Source organism: Microbacterium sp. LjRoot205 (assembly GCF_056175745.1).
On record NZ_JBGFFH010000008.1, the window covers coordinates 147697 to 163410 of the forward strand.

A 15714-nucleotide genomic window follows, 5' to 3' on the forward strand; every position below is an offset into this window, starting at 1 on the left:
CTTTCTGATTGTGTGCCAGGGATTGAGAAGAGCGCGTGTCGGTCGTCACCGGACACCCTTGATGAAGCGGACGCTGATCGCCCCGAGGATCACGGCGACGATGGTCACGATGAACAGCGGCTGATAGAGCCCTGTCGCGGCGACGAGCGCCCCGGCGAGGGCAGGGGCGATCACCTGCGGTCCCGCGTTGGCGACGTTCATCACGCCCAGGTCGCGTGCGGCGTTGTTCATGTTCGGCAGAACGCGCGTGATCAGGGCCTGGTCGACTGCGAGGTACACACCGAACGCGACACCAAGGATCCCGCTCGCGACGAACGCGCCGGTCAGCGTGGGAGCCAGGAGGTAGACGAGTGCGCCCGGTGCGAAGAGCAGGCTCGACAGCGCGACGAACACCCGGACTCGTCCGAATCGGTCCGACAGCCACCCGCCGACGATCGAGAACACCAGCAAAGCGAGGGTGCTCACACCCTGGACGGCGACGAGAACCGCGGCCGCCTCGGTGACCGTGCCGACGCCGATGTAGTCGGCAAGGATGTAGAGCTGCATGCCGGACATGAAGTTGTACCCGAAGACGATGAGGAACCGCCCGACGAATGTCCACCAGAAGTCCGGTGCGCTGCGGAAGCTGGGGAAACGGGAGGCGGCGCGACGCTCCGCCTTGGATGCACCGGAGCCCGCGAGGGACGGCACGTAATCCTTGGTCGTGAGCGCGAAGATGGTTCCGAAGACGAGCATGACGGCGGCGATGCCTACATATCCGACGAACAGACTCGTCGTCAGGCCGGCGATCGCGATACCGCCGAAGGCGCCGAGGATCGAAGAGGCGCCGACCAGCCCCGACATGGTGCCGCGATTGCGGACGGGCACGCGCTCGGGCAGCACGGCGGTCAGCGCGGCCTGCAACCCGCTGAGGGGCCACATTGCGATCGCCCAGGTGATGGCGAGCACAACCGGGCTCGGGCTGCTGGCCGTCACCAGTAGGGCGATGGTCGCAGCGATGGCGGATCCGAGAATCCAGATGTTGCGACGCCCCAGGAAGCGGCTGCTCGTCTTGTCGGAGAGCAGTCCGAGAAGCGGCTGCGCGACCAGACTCGAGATGGCCCCTGCGCTGATCACGAGACCCAGCACGCCTGCCGCCGCGGTCGTCTCCCCGAGGAGCTCCGCGACCTGTCTGCCCAGCATGACCTGGAGCACTCCACCCCACACGACGTTGACGCTGATCAGTGCAAGGGGGTAGATGACCCACAGCCACCGGCTCATCCGCTGCGGGCCTTCCGACGGCTCGAGGAGGGCATCGGGGCGGACGGCAGCTCCGGGAACGGTTGCTTCGAAGGGGCCGGTTTCCGGATGGATGTTGCTGGTCATTTGATCTCCACGTCATTGTGAGGGACTGCGCTAACGCGCGTTATCACCGAGTGAACACCATCTGATTACGCGCGTCAACTACACTGGTGCAGACGACACCGGAGGGGCCCCGATGACAGTGACCAGCGACGACGTCGCGCGCGCAGCGGGGGTCTCCCGCCCCGCTGTCAGTCAGATCCTCAACGGTCGCGGTCGCTTCTCAGCGGATACCATCCGACGGGTCGAGGAGACCGCCGCGGCCATGAACTATCACCCCTCGGCGGCGGCTCGCACTCTCGCGACAGGCACGAGCGATGTCGTCATCGCCCTGGTCCCGAACACCACCTTCGGCACCAACCTGCAGGACTTCGTCGACTTTCTCACCGAAGAGCTCGCTCGCGCGGGACTGATCCTCGTGCTGCGCTTCGCAAGCTCGCCGGTGGAGCTGCTCGAGCACTTCATCACCACCGTGCGACCGCGCGCCGTCATCGCGCCGTTCGTCGCTCCCACAGCCGCGGAGCGTGAATCCATCGATGCCGCCGGAATCACCCTCATCGACCTGCACGCGGAGGGCGGTCGCGATGAGAACCACCGCATCGGCCAGCTCCAGGGCGAGTACCTGGCATCGAAAGGACACAGGCACCTCGTCTACGCGCACCTCCGAGATGCCCGCCTCGATGTCTTCGGCGACGCTCGGGAACAGGGGCTCGCCGACTACTGCCTCGCGCACGGAATCGACGCGCCGACGTCGATCCGGCTTCCGCTCGAGCTCGACGAGGCGGTCTCCCTGCTTCGGACTCTGCCTCTCGGAACAGCCATCGCCTGCTACAACGACGACGTGGCCATCGCCCTTCTCGGCGCAGCGCGCGAACTCGGCCGTCGGGTTCCCGAAGATGTCGCGCTGATGGGCATGGACGCGACGCGGATCGGGACGCTCGTGGCGCCACGCCTCACCACGATCAAGGTCGAGGCAGCGCCCGCCATGGACAGAATGATCCGGGACGTCGTGAGCCGAGTCTCCGGATCCGCTCGTCCTGCCCGCCCGACCGACCCAGTCGTCCTCACCGTCGTACCGGGGGACTCCGCCTGACGCCGAGGGACGGCTCTTCTGCACGCGGCCGACGTCGCCGAAGATCTCGGCTTCGGAGACGAGATCGATCGTGACCTCGGCCGGCACGGCATCAGCAATGCGCTGTTCCTGTACCTCCGCGATCCGTATCAGCATCGGATCAAGCTGTTCACCACTCGATCAGCCGTCTGAGCGTGCGCAGCAAGACGGCCATCGCTGGGTTACCGCTGCCAGCACTCCGCACATGACGAAGGCCCCGCAATCCCTGTGCTTCCAGGGAGTCGGGGCCTTCGTGGTGGCGGTGACGGTGGGATTTGAACCCTAATGTGGCTCCGCGCAATGTCGAGCAGATGTCGCTTCTTAGTTGATTTCACGGGGAAAGCGCACCTGCAACGGCCCTGTTCGATCAGGGGATCTCGGCTTCATTTGTGTCCACGGGCGTGTCCACGCTGTCGAGAGCGCGCTGGCTGAGCCCACGCATCTTGTCGCGGTTTCTCGAGCGGGGTGATTGCATCAACTCGGCTCGTCCCGAACCGTTCGGTGAGCGCCGCGGACAGCATGATGTCCTGAGTCGTGAGGCCAAGAAGTGCGGCCACCTTGTCGAGCTCCGGAATGGTGAATGGGTAGGCGCCGGACAAGCGGCCCGCGACAGTGGGCCGGCTCACACCCAAAGCATCCGCGAGGTCGGCCGGTTTCCTGTTCGCTCGGGCCAGCTCCGCCCTGACCGCCCCTGCGACTGCATCCTTGAAGTCCATTCACCGCACGATACTCAAAAATTGAGTCAGCGGGCGCTGACAAGAACCTCGAACGAGTCGGGTGGAACCTCTAGCGTGATCGAGATGACGTCGCGCGCCATGCTGTCGATCTCGTCCGCCGTGCGCGCTTGCGTGAACAGATCGAGCTCGGGGATCTGAACAAACCAGAACTTGCCGTCTCGCTGCGCAATCGCCTCGTAGACCTTCATGCGGGGATGCATAGCCGCGTACAGCGCAGAGCGACTGGTCGTCCATTCCCCCACGCTAGGTTCGGTGCCAAGCTGGCCTCCATGGCTCTCACTTACGAACGCCGCGTGACTCCCGAAGACGAGGGAACCGACTGGCTTTACGTCGATCCGACAACGAAGTCAGCGCATCGTGTGGAGATCGACGTCGTGCCCGACAAAGCGCAACGTATTCGCATCCAGTATGTCGCTAGGGACATGCGTGGCAAGTCGGAGTGGGTGCCGATCGCCAGGGCAAAGGTGCCGTGGGAACTCCGAGACGACTATCAGAGGATGCTCGAGACGTGGCGCAAGGCCGAGAACCATCGACCGCCGACTGGTTACCGTGAAGCCGCTGTGCTGTTGTTCGAAACGTACCTACATCCGAGTGTCGCTGAGATCTACTACACGGGAGTAGAAGGCGTCCTGGTGATTCGAGATGTGAGCGAGCTTGCACGGCTGGCCGAGCTTCCCGAAGAGCAACTGACAGGACATGAGGACGCGTTTCACGACGACGCGCTTTATGTGCCGTGGCCGACGACACTCTTGGTTCTTCGAGCACTCTGCCGGTTGAATCCGAGGCCCGCACTCGAGCTCCTGTCGCAACGTCGGGCGGATGATGATGTGTGGAAGCAACAAGTCGCGCGCGATGGCGACCCGTGGTGGGTGCAGCAGGCCAGGGACGGAGACCGCTACGCAAAGAGGCTTCAGCGTTGGACGGATATCGAAGCGGAGTCGATTGCCTTTCTTCACTGGTTGGTCGATGCAGGTACGCCCTCGCTCGCAGACGACTACCTGCGGCTACGCGAGATGTACCTCGACTTCGTGAAGATCGTCCCGAACGCAATCGCACGCATTCGGCTAGCGCCGGCGAAGCTCTCACAGGACATGGCCCAGCGCCTCCGGGAACTGGCAGACCGCCCGCTTCCCGAAAGCGCTGGCTTGCTTGGCGCCGAGAAGCGACAGCCGGATTAAGCTCCGGCTCATAGGGTCAGAGGTGTTACGCCCTCGAGTGACGGTGCCCGACATCATCCGTCCCCTCGATCGTGAGGCCAGCGACTGCTGGACCGCCGAGAATGCGATGCACGATAATCTCGAACCCTGCTAACGGGGGCACTGCCACCGGGTAGCTGAAATGCTGAGTAAGGGGGACGTATCCCCCACTACGCGCTCCACGACCGCAGTGGATTGAGTGGCGTTGCGAAACGTCACCTTCGATCCACATTGCTCGAACGACCATGACTCAGCATCGCGGGTTGGATCGACATGCTGCCGAATCGAAGAAGCTCTTGCTTTACCCCACCTTGAGCAGACCGACCGGCGACGTAGGCGAAAAGGGCGACTGTAGACGCCGCGATGGTTCCCAAAGCGCCCAGCCAGCCACGACACCCCAGAAGTCACCGCTCATGTATCAGCCATAGGGAGAGCGCTACCGCGCACGCGCCGCGTTCGCAGTTATCGCAGCAGTCCCCGTAAGGACGATCAAGTGTTGCTCCACGATATCCGCGAACTTCGGGCACTCGTTTCGGCGCAACATCTCCACCATGCCAAGGTCATCCTGTCCCCGGGACAGATGGTGACGCATGTTCTCTCGCGTAGCTTCTAGAACGTTGCTGTGGTTCTGAGCATCCACCAAGAGAAAAAAATCGTCGGGGTGATAGATCTCAAACTCGAGCTCGTCCTTGACCTCGCTTGGCAGGTCATGAAAGCCGTTGTCCTTGGTTACGAGGTAGCCGACCTTCGCCGTCACCGCCGCCGCAAAGACGTGAATATCTCCGTCGTCATCGCCGGGGAAGTCCATCTCGCAGTCGTAGTCCTCGAGGACTGTACAAAGAGTGCGCAGGTTGTTGCTGAGTGTGGTGAGCACGCCGCCCGGTGCAGTCGGGTGACCATCGCGCCACTTCGCGACCGTCTCAGCGATGACATCCTCGGTCACGACCAACTCGAAGGAAGGAACATTCAATGACTTGCCGTGCGCGAGGTTGAACAGCCATCCACGAAGGGTCGTCGAGTACAGGACATCTGCATCGACGAACACCAAGGGAACCATGGAAAGAACTTTAGCGGTTAGTCCTCATCGCTGAACTCATAGCCCGTGCGGATCATCTCACTCAGTGCTGCCCTGCGAGCGTCCTGTCGCCCACGCGCGTACTCGATCACCGTCGATGTCTTAACGCGCGTGTGGCTTCCCACTTTGTATGCTTCAAGCTCGCCTCGCTTGATCATCTTCATCAGAGTGGGGCGCGACACCCCAAGTCGCTGCGCGGCGGTGGTCGTCGTCAGCTCCTCGGGAAGGCTCTGGATGGCGATCGCGTCGCCAGTAGCTGCACGCTGAACCACTCCCATCAGGAAGGATGACAGATCAGCAGGCAGTGTAATCTCGCCGATGTTCGTCCGGATCACGAAGCGCTCGGGCTCGGCATCCTGGAGAACGCGGACGGCCTCGCGGGCTTCGTCCTGGATCTCGTCGTCGACAACGGTCGTTGGTGTAAGTGTTATCTGTCCCATATGACTGCTCTCAGTCCGGACTCTCTGGTCTCTTCGATGGTTGCTTGAGTGGTTGCTTGAGTGGTTGCTTGAGTGGTTGCTTGAGTGGTTGCTTGAGTGGTTGCTTGAGTGGTTGCTTGAGTGGTTGCTTGAGTGGTTGCTTGATTGCTTGATTGGATGTTCTGGTACTGGCACTACTTTTCTAGCAGGGTTTCACATTAAGTGTAACCCCCTAAGTCGTCGGTTCGCCCCAGTCTGGCGCGCTCGAGATATGGAACATATCTTCGAAAGTTTGCTAGTATCGAATCACGCTGGAGGACGAGGTGCCGGCATGGGGACAAGCAAGCGACTAGCCCCGTACTACGACATGCAGGCACAGCACCAGGCGATCCTCTCCGCGGCGAAACACGGGCCGTTACAGTCACTTTCGGATCGAGAGCTCGGGCTACGTGAGACACCAGTGACCATCTACCCGCACGCGGCACAGCGTCGAGTCCGGGCTTGGGTGAGGTTTGGTGCCGAGCCGATCCGCGTTGGCGCCAGGGTCGTGCGATCGACTCCGCTTGCTGCGGGGATCGAGTTCCGAGCAGGCGATCAGACGTTCCGCTGCTGGGTGTGGGGTAACGCCATGTCGGTTGAGTAGTGGCGGCAAAAAGCTCCGAGAAATCATCCATCCACACGTCAAATCTCATACAGTGTCCGACGTGAGCCGACTTCCCGACAGCCGCCCGAGTGGTATTCGCGAGGCGTCCTGGGGTGATGCCTGGCTGCTGGTCAAGATGGGCGGCGCGATGCTCGTACTGGCCCTTTGGAAGTTCCAGCTCTGGCGCTGGGTCATGATCGGGGCGCTCGCACTGCTGGTGCTCGAGGCTGCGATCCTCGCCCTTCTCGGCGCTGCGGAGGTAGTACTGCTGGTCCTCGCGGTGATCGTGGCTCTCCCAGTCCTCAGCATCGCGATGGTTGCCGTTCATGTCGCTTGGCGGCTTCTGGACCCGAACCGGCTCGTGATGATCGCACCGGACGGGCGCTCGTCGCTTGACGTCCTCTTCAGGAGCAGGTGCCGCATCTCGTTGGCCAATCACGGGCGGGCGTTTGGTGCTACGAGTGCTCGAGCCCTCCGTGCCTCGGTCGCACACTGGCTGATCGGCCTGGCCGACTATCAAGTCGACATCCGCGCTCAGAACAAGAGAGTTGCTGAGCACTACATCCAGCAGTTTCCCCAGCTCGTGATCACCGGTCACGACTGGATGGGGCACCCGAAGCTCGGTCTGACTGACGTCCGAACGGCGACGTAGGATCGCGGCATGATCTACGACGTGACCACAGAGCGCGACGGCAAGTTCTGGCTAGTTCGGATCCCCGAACTCGACGGCGTGACACAAGCTCGCACACGGGATGAGATCCCCGACATGGCTCGCGACTACATCTCGATCACCTTGAGCATGCCGGTCGACGCGTTTGAGATTCTTCTCGATCTTTGGCGGTCGGAGCCGTTGCCGAACGGTGTTGACGAGATCGTTGAGCACTTAGCCGGGAAGGCTCGCGGGTACGGCAACCGTCTCCATTGGATGGAGAAGGAAAAGCTCAAGGCAGACCTGATGAACGAGCCGCAGCGTTGGTCGGGCATCTCATCCGAGCACCTACGCGCGCGTGCGCTGAACGCGGGGATGCGGGCGGAGGATGCAGACCTCATCGCTGAACTATTGAGGAAGCGGGCCGATGGTCGCCGGCTTGTTCCGAAGGCGACCTATCGACACTTTCGGTTCGGTTCACGGTCCGACTACCACCTTCCTGGGGGCAACGAGCGGCCTTGATGTGGCGAGCATTTACCGCCAGAGTCAGGTGTATGGAAGATGCGAGATACTCGGTTGGCGCCAGTGTGACCCCCATCGGCGCAGGCGGCCCTGGGCGTGTGATCGAACGCAGGCGGGTTGACGACGGCAAGGTCATCTACGGGGTGCTGTCCAACAATGGCCAGGTTGCGTTCTACACCGCGGATGGGATCGAACCTGTCGGGGACCCCGCGCAGACTTGAAGCTTTTCCGTTGCCCCCAGACGGATAGTTACGCCGCTTTGAAGGAGCCCCGAGTCCCACATCATGTTGATGCGAGACCCGGGGCTTCGTCTAGCTAGGCGGCTGGGTCGTTCTCGAATTCTGGTCGAGGATGTCGACTAAGTTCCCGAACGCGAAGGCGAGGTTGTGGACCTCCGCGGTGAGAGACCCGATCGCTTGGTGAGTCTGCTCGGGTGTTAGTCCAGGGCCACCCTGGCTCGGGTTCACACCATTAAGACTGACTGCGAGCTGCAGCGTCTGTTCTTGAGCGTTTCCGATGGCTTTACGAATATCGTCGTACTCCTCATTGAACATGAGGCCCCTTCCGGTCGGTGAGGCTATCAAATCAGCTGCGTCGGACATCGCTCAGGCCGCACGGTAGAGCTTCCCGTTAGAAGGATCAACAAGAACCGCCTTAGCGCCGGCAGGCGCACCCGTTGGCAGGTTCGCCATGAAGATGTTCGGCGCCGAGATGCTCGCTTGAGCAGTCGTCACGGAGATCGTTGATCCGGTAGCGCGCAACCACGCGGTGAGCGTGTTCACGGAAATGTCGGCAGACCCGCCCGGGAGCAACCCGATGCTCGACGAGCCGCCCGTCAACCCGACTGCAACCTTCGCGCCATTCGACAGTGCCAGCTCACCGTTCTGCAGTACGGCGGCGTTCGGGGCAGTGCCCACCGTGACCTTGTTTGGTTCGACCGTCACGTTGCCAGCGGTCAACTTCCCGCCTCCTGCCAACGCCACGTTGCCCTGCTGGTTTGTGTTTCCGGTCTGAGTGACGTTCCCGGAAATGGTGCCGGGGCCGTTGAGGAACCAAGGGCCGTTCTGCGTGAAGGTCGATTCAAGCGTGACCGTCCCTGTCCACGTCATCCCACCCGCGCCGACGAACGTTCCATCGATCTCGACCCGACCCCCGGAATCAACCCGGAGCAGGCCGCCGATGAATCGAACTCGACCCGACGTCACCGACGCAGACTCGAGCGGATTGGTGCGCTGCAACCGGGCAACGTCCTTGCTCAGCTTCTCGAGCTGTTTTTCAAACTTGCGATTCAAGTCTTCAGCCACTATCAGAACCCCTTCATCTTGGAACCCAAGTTGTCGTTCGACTGTTCGATGCGAACGTCCACGTACTGCAGAAGATCCACGCCACCCTTCGACTGCACCACCACGTCGAAACGCGGCGCGACAGCCTGCGATTGAGCTGCCGACTGGCCGTGGTCGGGCGATGCGATGTAGCGACTGGTCGGAACCCAAGCCGCGTCATTGCCCGCCCGCCATGCATCAATCGCATCAGGGCCACCAGCACGGTCGACATCCGAAGCATCCAGGACGTACTCACCGTGAGACAGACGAGCAGGGATCGAATCCGACGTCGTAGTACCCGGGCCTGCAACGCGCCCGCCAGAAGCGAACGCAGAGACGGTCTTGCTTCCCACCGTGAACGACTGGTTGCCCTCCACGTCGACGAGAACTCTCACGCGTTTGCCGTTGTTGAGCGTCACGAACTTATCGATCTGAGACTGCGCCTGAGCCGTCTCCACCAACATGTCGATCTGCTTCTCGGGCGGCATCTGGAAGATCCGATCTGCGAGCGCCTGCACTTCATCGGCGTTGTAACCCGCTGCGATTGCTGAGTCGATGAACGCCTGCCGCTGCGCCGCGAGAGTACCGTTCCACTTCTTCGCTGCATCGTCAGCGGACATCGTTGCAAGATCCTGCTCGAACTGAGCCTCCGCAGCGGCACGAGCCTTCTCCGCGAGCTCACCCATCGCCGCAGCATTCGCCGAACCCGACACACTCGACTCGTCTAGCGACACACCCAGCTTCTCCGCCTGAGCACCGAGACCATCGAGCGCCGACAGATAGTTGGCATTCGCGGTGATCGCATCCACAGCAACGCCGTTCGCGCTGTTGATCTGGTTGATGAGATCCGTGAGCTGCGAGTTCAGATCGTTGATGCTGTCAGCTTCTGCCTGGTACGCCTCAGCCGCCGTACCTGCCGCCTCCGCGCTACCCTTCGTCGCCTCCTCAGACTGACGAGCCTTATCCGTCGCCTTGTCCAGTGCGCCAATCTCGCCCTCAAGACCGCTCTGCAACAGAACAGCCGCGTCATACATCTCAAGGTTCGCGTCCTTCGAAGGCTTGTAACCCTCGTCGATGCCCTTCTGCAGCGCCGTCTGCACCTCCTCGAGCGCCTCCACGTTCCCCGAGATTGCATCGGTCACCGTCGAGATCGACAGCCCTAACGTCTCCGCGTTATCAGCGAGCGAACCCTGAGATGCCCAAAGGAACGACTGATCCGCGGTCAGGTTGGTCGCGATCATCTCTCGAGTGGCATCGGTGACTTTGTGAGTCCCATCGGCGAGAGTGTCCGCGTAGGACTGTGCCTTCTGCTCCGCACGCTGATGACTAGCCGCGAGCTCCCCGACAACAAGGAACAAGCCACTCAAGACAGCAGCCGCACCACCCGCAGCGAACCCAATGCCCTTCATCGTCCAGGTGGATGCTTCCACCGTCGCTTTGAACTCGAGCCACTTCGGAACCGCCAGGAACGCGGCCCCACCCGTGAGAGCGACAGCCGCCGCTGCACCGCCCAGCGCCATCACTGACCCCTGCACGGGTCCGGGAAGGTCGTTGTAAATACCGATCAGCCCCGTAAGCGCCTGCACCATCGTGCGCAGCGTGTCATTCGCCGTTGACCCCGTGTCGATCAGAGCGGTCTCGAAAGCACCACCGAGTGCTTCCACGTCACCCTTGAGGTTGTCGAGCCGCATAGCCGCCGTGGACGCCGCATACCCCTGGTCGTCAACAGCTTCCGTCCACTCATCAATGCCCTCAGAACCCTGCTGATAAAGCACGGTCGCAGCACGAACAGCGTCAGCGCCAAAGATCGTCTTCAGAGTCGCGTTCTGCTGTTCGACACTCAGCCCCGACAGGCCCTCCTTGAGCTTGCCGGCGTACTCCGATAGACCAACGAAATTGCCCTGAGCGTCATACGCCTCGAGGTTGTATTCCTTCATCGCCTCAGCCGCCGCCGACGAGCTAGGAGTAAGGGACTGCAACAGCGTCTTGAAGCTGGTTCCGGCATCAGAACCCAGCAGACCCGCTGCCGCGAACGCCGACAGCCCCGCCGTCGTCTCCTCGATCGAAAGCCCCGTCTGCTTCGCCACAAGTGCGGACTGATTCAAAGCCTCCGAGAGATCAGAGACATCACCCATCGCCTTGCCCGCACCCGCTGCAAGGAGATCCGCCACGTGAGCCATGTCCGAACCCTCAAGGTTGAACTGCTTCAGCGACGTGGCCGCGATGCCCGCCGCCGAAGCCACGTCAAGACCGCCAGCCGCCGCCAGGTCGAGCGCACCCCGCAGACCCCCGTTGAGAATGTCTGCAGTCGAAACACCAGCCTTCGCCATCTCCTCAATCGCCGCCGCCGACTCCGTCGCAGAGAACACTGTCGACTCGCCCGCGTCCAGAGCCGCCTGCCGCAGCAGATCCATATTCTCGGCAGTCTCATGCGTAGCCGCCCCGACGTTCGACATCTGAGCGTCGAAATCCATAGACGCCTTCGTAGCCAGAGCAAGACTCGCCGACAGCACCGCCCCCATCGTCAGCCCAGTCGCACCGAGCTGCTGAAACGCCTGCTTCTGCTGCGCCAGCTTCTCGGCTTCCGTTCCCACCTCGTGGGTTGCCTGCGCCGCGGCCCGCATCCCCTTCTCAAAGTCCGAAACCACCGCCGAAAGCGTCACCTTTACCTTGCGATCAGCCATTCTCGACCCCCTCTGCCTCGCGCGCCTTAATCGCATTCCGCCGCTGCTGCGGCTCCCAGATGTTGAGCGACCACACCGCCATCCGGAAGTTCTGCTGATCCTCCGGCGGCATCTCGTCGTACAGCTCCGGCCACACGTAGACGGCCTCCTTATTCCGCACCCGGAACAGGTCGTCTTCCTCGCCGTCGACGACCAGCGTCACCCCCGGATAGTTCCGAGCCACCGCCGCGAGGTTGAACCACAGCGTCGAATCGACAGCAACCCCAGCACGCGGCGGGAACTGGTCAGCGACATCGTTGAACGCCGTTGGGTGGATGAACGGAACTCGAAACGTGACAGGTCGCTCACCGAAAACCGTCTCAACCTCAACCGGCCCCACCGACTCGTAGTACTCGTGAGCCTCGGCAACCAACACCTCGTTCCAACGCTTCTGGCGTTCGATCAGCTCTTTCAGATCAGTCATGTCCTTCTCCTTGTCTTTCGACGCTCGGTGGCGCCGGTCTGTTATGGGTTAGTTATGAATGTCGGGCGCGCTCGAACGGCTCGCCGCTAGCCTCAGGGGATGAGCTCACGCGTCCGCCAGAGAACCCCGCAGGAGATGCTGGATGCCGCTCCCAGCGTGCTGCAGCGCTTGACCGAAGCACTCGACCGCTTCGACCAGGGCAACGCGATCGACATCTACACCGTCGCCGCGCTGAACAGGACGATCCTGGGCATGGGAAAGGGCGACCGCCTCGCGTTGCGGCTCTCAAACGCCTTCAACCTTGAGCTCCCCGACGTGGGTTTGCCCGCGGTCACCGAACTTCGCGGGCCCATCACCCTGCAGATCGGCCCCATCCCCTGCAGCCCCAAAGATGCTGTCCGGACCGTCCCCCTACTCGAATGGTTGAACGAACCCGCCATCCGACTCCCTCAAGGCGTGATGACGTGGGAACGATTCGTCCGAGACTTCGCAAACGAATCGTCCTCTCACCTCAGCCTGCACATAAACACTGAGCTCGAATCCATCAAGCTCCACCAGGGACCAGCAGGCAAGATGAGCGAATACCTCGTCCGAGCAGCAGGCGCGGTCGCGGAACACGCCTTGTCCTCGATCCTTAATCAAGCGATCAGCTCTGACGTTGTTCATCGGCCCTATTACGTCGGCCCGATCCGCGTCAACGCCCTCGTCGCCCAGTCGGACGAGTTCGGCTTCGATGTCCTCTTCGACCCCAATGCAGAAGGGCGAGTGGCGACCATCCCATTCCAGGGCGACATCTTCGAGGTCCGTCTCGTTTGGGATTCGGAATCCGGAACCGGAACGATCGTCTTCGACCCTCGACCCGCATAGGTGTCGTGGCGGAGGCGCCAGATCACCAGTCGCAGACCAGGGGAGGGATGGCCCTAGGCCCATGCCCTGTAGGTCTCTGGGTCTTGGGATGGTCTCTCTCTGATCTTTTTTTCTTCGCCAGCGAGAGGGCTGAAGGTGTTCCCCGTGTGGAAAAAATGTCGGGGAGGGAGGACGGCATCACCCAGAGACCCGGAAGCGACACGCCTACCCCCTCCCTCCCCCTGGGTATGCGAGAAGGCTCCACGCGTGTGCGCAGAGCCCTCATCGCATTGCCTCAACCCATGTACGAGACAGCCCGGTTGAAGCTGTTGTCGTGAAGCTGCTGAAGCTTCTGCACGTCGTTCACTAGCTGTGCGACAGCGGGGTTGTCTGCTGCGAATGCGCGTGATGCGTCGTCCCATCGCTGGTCGACCGCGCGTCGGTAGAGAGCGTGCGCGAGAGTCTTGTCGTTGGTGCGGATGGCTCGGGCCATGACGGTCGCTGCCTTGTCGGGGTCGTCGATGTTCTCAGCACGGTCCTGCGCGTCCCTGAACGCCATGATGTTTTCGCTCGACCAGCCCACGAATCCGTCGAGTCGCCGCTCGAGTTCTCCGATCTTGTTCGTGATGATCTGCTTTTCCTGGTCCATTGCATTGCGACGCTGGGTGGTGCGATCGGCCTCGAGTGCGTCGATGCGTTCCTTCTTGCCGTGGTCACTGAGGGAAGGGTCGTTGTTGATCGCGTCGACCGCACGGGTGTGTTCACGGCTTGCGTGATTGTTCGAGTCGCGCAGTTCCTTGATGCGCATGGCTACTCCGACAAGGTTCTCGCTGTCGGTGGATCGGATGTTGACGTTGCTTCCGTCGCTGAAGGTCATGGTGTCTCCTTGTGTTGGTTAGGCGTTGTCGCCGCTTGCGATCTTCTGGATGCCGGCGTCGTTGATCCCGCCGCTGACTTCTCGGGGAGGGGCGACGGAGTAGATGGCGCCGTATCCGTTGAAGCCGTCCGATTCCTGCTGTTTGGTCCAGTGGTTGATGTTGGTGAGGTCTTCGAGGCGTTCACGCTGCTCGGGGTAGTTGTCCGTGTAGGTGCTGATGACGCCGGACCATCCGAAGTGCAGGGCTCGGGAGAGAACCGCGGTAGCGAGCGTGTCGTCGCCGCTGTGTCGTGCGCTGATGAGGAGTGCGAGGGCGTGGTCTTCGTCGGCGGGTCCGAGGCGCAAGGCCCGGTCCTGTGCGTCACGGTAGGCAACGACGCCGGCTGGTCCGGTGTCGCGCTGTCCGAAGAGGTCGCGTTCCACGTTGTCGCGCTGCTTCGCCGTAATCGCCCGTTCMTCGTCGAGCAGACCGTCCAGCTTCTGTTTCGCGGCGAGGTAGTGCCGTGCGATCTCCTGACGCTTTGCCTGCGGTGTGAGCCGCCCGTCGTTGCGCACCTTGTCGAGCACGGCGTTCAGGCCGTCCTTGATGGGTGTTGCGCGGTTACGCACGCTGTCGATGTTGTTCTCAAGAAGGGTGAGTGCCATTGGCTTCTCCTTTGTCTGTGTGGTCGGGGCACTGGTTGGTCCAGCGTCCGTTGGTGAGGGTTGAGGTCCAGCCGTCGTTGTGTGCTTGCTGGGTGAGCCCGCCTTTTGGTTGTCGTTCGTCGGGTGCGAATACTGCGTCGCAGGTGTCGCATAGGACGGCGGTTCGGATGGTCATGTCATCTCCGATCTCTGTATGCGCGGGAACACGCTGCAGTGTGGTTCGTGTTGCTCTTGCCGTACCCACGCGCCCGAGTTGGTGCGGAACCATCGGACCCACGGCCAGCAGGTTTCGCATGTGGCGGGCGAGATGTTGATCGGTCGATTCATTCGTTTACTCCTCGCAGGAACCCGTAGTCGAAGACGCTCGCGGGATCACCGCCCGACTCCGCGAACTCTTTGCCGGCGTCGCTGAGCGCTTCGTATTCGGGATCTCCGAACTCCGGGTACACGATGTCGTCGGGTCTCCCGAGCGCTTTCAGGTAGCCGCCGATCTGGTGGTCTGCTTGGTCGCGCGTGAGCTTTCGCCACCGCTGCAGTTGCAGGTCGTCAGGTACACCGCCACCAGATCCGTATGACAGGTGGATGGCGAGATCCTTGAGGTAAGCCACCTGCTTCTCGGTGGCCTTGTCTTGCTCTGGAAGATCGAAGGTGAAGCGCTCTGACCCGCTTTCAACGAAAGTGGGTGTTACATCTTGTTCTTGGATCTTCTTAAGGTGGATCTTCTTAGGGCGACTCGGAGTCTGTGGGGGTAGCGACTCGGAGTCTGTGCCCACAGACTCGGAGTCTGTGGGCACCTCGCTCTCGTCCCGATCCAGCGACTCGGAGTCTGTGGTTTTGACGCGCTTAGGAACCCGACGCCCGCGTGCGCTTTCCGCCCAGATGAACTCAGGTGTTTCGTTCGCCAAAGCCACCGTGTAGACGTTGGGCTTGTTCTCCTTGAGGGTGCTTCTCCTTTGCACCCGGATCATTCCCCGTGCCTCGAGTTTCGGGATCGCGCGCTCCACGCTCTTGCGCGAGATCCGAGCCCTGTCAGCGATGGTCGTCATGCCCGGAAAGCACGTCCCGGTCTTCGGGTCACGGAACCTCAGCAACACCGCGTACACCGCCAGCTCGTAGAGCGAGAAGTCGCTGTCGTCGATCAGCCAATTCGGAATCTTGACGAATCCATCGGTTCTGGCCACGCC

Annotated in this window: 16 protein-coding genes; 5 read left to right on the top strand and 11 right to left on the bottom strand. The window is 61.9% G+C overall.

Going from position 1 to position 15714, the window contains the following annotated elements; translation table 11 throughout:
• Nucleotides 1-45 precede the first annotated feature (45 nt).
• Complete coding sequence (locus tag AC04ME_RS15045) at nt 46-1365, bottom strand: MFS transporter (RefSeq protein WP_079113541.1); 1320 nt, start codon at nt 1363-1365, stop codon at nt 46-48.
• Between the two features lie 112 nt (nt 1366-1477).
• Here AC04ME_RS15045 and AC04ME_RS15050 point away from each other — a divergent pair, with 112 nt between their 5' ends.
• On the top strand, nt 1478-2434 hold the full coding sequence (locus AC04ME_RS15050) for a LacI family DNA-binding transcriptional regulator (RefSeq protein WP_079113542.1): 957 nt from the start codon (nt 1478-1480) through the stop codon (nt 2432-2434).
• A gap of 401 nt (nt 2435-2835) precedes the next feature.
• On the opposite strand, the gene AC04ME_RS15055 is transcribed toward AC04ME_RS15050, so the two are convergent.
• On the bottom strand, nt 2836-3168 hold the full coding sequence (locus AC04ME_RS15055; protein WP_475435773.1) for a helix-turn-helix domain-containing protein: 333 nt from the start codon (nt 3166-3168) through the stop codon (nt 2836-2838).
• A 26-nt stretch (nt 3169-3194) separates the two neighbouring features.
• Nucleotides 3195-3377 carry a hypothetical protein gene (locus AC04ME_RS15060; protein ID WP_475435775.1) on the bottom strand — a complete coding sequence of 61 codons (183 nt, stop codon included), beginning with the start codon at nt 3375-3377 and terminating at the stop codon, nt 3195-3197.
• 81 nt (nt 3378-3458) lie between these two features.
• Between AC04ME_RS15060 and AC04ME_RS15065 the strand changes: the two genes are divergently transcribed.
• Nucleotides 3459-4367, top strand: coding sequence for a hypothetical protein (locus AC04ME_RS15065; RefSeq protein ID WP_475435777.1), 909 nt, complete (start codon nt 3459-3461; stop codon nt 4365-4367).
• Between the two features lie 454 nt (nt 4368-4821).
• Here the strand turns inward: AC04ME_RS15065 and AC04ME_RS15070 are convergent, their stop codons facing one another.
• Complete coding sequence (locus AC04ME_RS15070; protein ID WP_475435779.1) at nt 4822-5442, bottom strand: hypothetical protein; 621 nt, start codon at nt 5440-5442, stop codon at nt 4822-4824.
• 17 nt (nt 5443-5459) lie between these two features.
• Nucleotides 5460-5900, bottom strand: coding sequence for a helix-turn-helix domain-containing protein (locus AC04ME_RS15075; protein ID WP_475435781.1), 441 nt, complete (start codon nt 5898-5900; stop codon nt 5460-5462).
• 683 nt (nt 5901-6583) lie between these two features.
• Between AC04ME_RS15075 and AC04ME_RS15080 the strand changes: the two genes are divergently transcribed.
• The gene (locus AC04ME_RS15080) at nt 6584-7174 is read left to right on the top strand and encodes a hypothetical protein (protein WP_475435783.1); all 591 of its coding nucleotides are present in this window, start codon (nt 6584-6586) and stop codon (nt 7172-7174) included.
• Nucleotides 7175-7183: 9 nt separating this feature from the next.
• Nucleotides 7184-7693, top strand: coding sequence for a type II toxin-antitoxin system HicB family antitoxin (locus tag AC04ME_RS15085; protein WP_475435785.1), 510 nt, complete (start codon nt 7184-7186; stop codon nt 7691-7693).
• A gap of 605 nt (nt 7694-8298) precedes the next feature.
• On the opposite strand, the gene AC04ME_RS15090 is transcribed toward AC04ME_RS15085, so the two are convergent.
• Genes AC04ME_RS15090 through AC04ME_RS15100 form a run of 3 tightly spaced genes read right to left on the bottom strand, consistent with a single transcriptional unit; the run spans nt 8299 to nt 12162 of the window.
• A complete protein-coding gene (locus AC04ME_RS15090) occupies nt 8299-8997 on the bottom strand; it encodes a hypothetical protein (RefSeq protein ID WP_475435787.1) in 699 nt (232 codons plus the stop codon).
• 2 nt (nt 8998-8999) lie between these two features.
• Nucleotides 9000-11699: a phage tail tape measure protein gene (locus AC04ME_RS15095; RefSeq protein ID WP_475435789.1), complete on the bottom strand. Its 2700-nt coding sequence runs from the start codon at nt 11697-11699 to the stop codon at nt 9000-9002.
• Nucleotides 11692-12162, bottom strand: coding sequence for a hypothetical protein (locus AC04ME_RS15100; RefSeq protein WP_475435791.1), 471 nt, complete (start codon nt 12160-12162; stop codon nt 11692-11694). The genes AC04ME_RS15095 and AC04ME_RS15100 overlap by 8 nt, the downstream gene beginning before the upstream one ends.
• A 99-nt stretch (nt 12163-12261) precedes the next feature.
• Here AC04ME_RS15100 and AC04ME_RS15105 point away from each other — a divergent pair, with 99 nt between their 5' ends.
• Nucleotides 12262-13029, top strand: coding sequence for a hypothetical protein (locus AC04ME_RS15105; protein ID WP_475435793.1), 768 nt, complete (start codon nt 12262-12264; stop codon nt 13027-13029).
• 274 nt (nt 13030-13303) lie between these two features.
• Here AC04ME_RS15105 and AC04ME_RS15110 read toward each other — a convergent pair whose 3' ends face one another.
• The 3 genes from AC04ME_RS15110 to AC04ME_RS15120 all read right to left on the bottom strand — a co-directional run bounded on the left by AC04ME_RS15110 (nt 13304) and on the right by AC04ME_RS15120 (nt 15711).
• Nucleotides 13304-13885: a hypothetical protein gene (locus tag AC04ME_RS15110; RefSeq protein WP_475435795.1), complete on the bottom strand. Its 582-nt coding sequence runs from the start codon at nt 13883-13885 to the stop codon at nt 13304-13306.
• 18 nt (nt 13886-13903) lie between these two features.
• Nucleotides 13904-14530, bottom strand: coding sequence for a hypothetical protein (locus AC04ME_RS15115; protein ID WP_475435797.1), 627 nt, complete (start codon nt 14528-14530; stop codon nt 13904-13906).
• A gap of 323 nt (nt 14531-14853) precedes the next feature.
• On the bottom strand, nt 14854-15711 hold the full coding sequence (locus tag AC04ME_RS15120) for a helix-turn-helix domain-containing protein (protein WP_475435799.1): 858 nt from the start codon (nt 15709-15711) through the stop codon (nt 14854-14856).
• Between the last annotated feature and the right edge of the window lie 3 nt (nt 15712-15714).